The organism is Bacteroidia bacterium, assembly GCA_016218155.1.
Lineage (GTDB): Bacteria > Bacteroidota > Bacteroidia > Bacteroidales > GWA2-32-17 > GWA2-32-17.
Genome location: JACREQ010000060.1, coordinates 1 through 1,239, shown reverse-complemented (window position 1 = coordinate 1,239; position 1,239 = coordinate 1). Strand labels below are relative to the sequence as shown.

General features: G+C 30.4%; 1 protein-coding gene. It reads left to right on the top strand.

The features are described 5' to 3' along the window. Positions 1-689 precede the first annotated feature (689 nt). The gene (locus tag HY951_11835; GenBank protein ID MBI5540744.1) at positions 690-1,046 is read left to right on the top strand and encodes a nucleotidyltransferase domain-containing protein; all 357 of its coding nucleotides are present in this window, start codon (positions 690-692) and stop codon (positions 1,044-1,046) included. The last annotated feature ends 193 nt before the right edge of the window (positions 1,047-1,239 follow it).

Sequence of the window (1,239 nt, the reverse complement as noted above, 5' to 3'; positions counted from 1 at the left end):
TGCCTTTTTACTACTTTTAGTAATTCTGTTTTCTCTTTTTTGGTAATTTTAATTTTTATCGGTTTTCTCATCCATAATATTATCGGATGTTTTTTTCTTTACTTTACTAAAATAGAACGGATTTATCGAATGTTCTACTAGTTTTAGGAGATGAGGATATTAAAGAAAATTGGAAGGCTTATCAAAAGGCCTTTTTGGAGGGCAGATAAATGTTAAATATTTTAGAAAAAAGACATGCAATATTGGTAGAATAATTTGACCGTTATGTGATGGAACATCCTGAATTTGCCGCTAGTATTCCAAAAAATTCCCAGATTATTTTACGAGTCGAAAGAGATGATGAATATAATGAATGGTAGCGTCTTGAATCTTGAATCTGTTTTTATTATTTTGAATCTTGAATTTTGAATTTGTTTTTATTATGGGGATGAATTTTAATCAATATTCAGGTATAATGATATCGTGTTAAAATAGAATTAAGGGACAGGGGAAAAATGAAATAATCTCGAAGGGGTCTGAATGAAAAACAATGTACTGCTTGCACCAATGTTATCCCCTATCCTGCTATCCATTATTGAATTCCGCTATCTTCTTATAGAAAATATTTTGTAGGAAAAAATGAGATTGAAATTGAAGTTAGTTGCTTAGTTACTATCGACACTATTCTTCAAAAAAAGGGAATACTTATGTTGTTAAATGAAGATTTAATAAAAATGATTATTGATAAACTTAGTGGGACAATAAAACCGTTAAAGATTATTTTATTTGGGTCATATGCTTCTGGTACACCTAATAAAGATAGCGATTTAGACATTTTAGTAGTAATCGATGATAATTATTATCCAAAAGATTATAATGAAAATATGGAAATATACCTTAAGGTTTCTTCTGTTTTAAGTGATATTAAAAAAAAGTTTCCTATTGATCTAATAGTGCATACAAAATCCATGCATGAAAAATTTATTGAACTGGGGAGCATGTTTTCTAAAGAAATTTTACAAAAAGGAATTATCATATATGAAAAAAATTACACAAGAGTGGCTTGAACGAGCATCGGATGACCTTGATACTATTAGAGAAATTATTGATAAAGACTATTTAAGGGCTTGCAACGAAATAACTGTTACAAGTAGGCGCTCAGATTCAGGTCAAATTTTGTCACTCCGATTGAGCAAAACCGCAGGCGTAGCTCAGCTACGTTGAGGATTTTGCGATTGAGGTGTGGCAAAATCTGACCTG